General features: G+C 48.2%; 1 protein-coding gene. It reads right to left on the bottom strand.

Annotated features, from left to right (window positions below; all coding sequences use genetic code 11):
- Nucleotides 1-220, bottom strand: a 220-nt coding sequence (locus HJY11_RS14175; protein ID WP_438820446.1) for a hypothetical protein, incomplete at both ends; no start/stop codon positions are given.

Raw genomic sequence — 220 nt, 5'->3', positions numbered from 1 at the left:
CCCAATTACCAGCTCTTTATCTGCTCCCAGCTCCCGGCGCAGCCTTTCTCTTACCTCGGTTTGGAAAGCATACTCTTCTGTCCGAATCGCATTATGAAGTACCTGTCCCCTTTCTTGAAATACCTGATCACCAAACAGATAATCCCCTGCCATCTTGGAACATGCCATCACATCTGTGCAATATCTTTCAAACGCATGCCTGCTGACAGACGCAATCAGC

It is taken from the genome of Bittarella massiliensis (ex Durand et al. 2017), assembly GCF_017566145.1.
Lineage (GTDB): Bacteria > Bacillota > Clostridia > Oscillospirales > Ruminococcaceae > Bittarella > Bittarella massiliensis_A.
The sequence above is the reverse complement of the archived record's forward strand: the minus strand, read 5'-3'. Positions and strand labels throughout refer to the sequence as shown.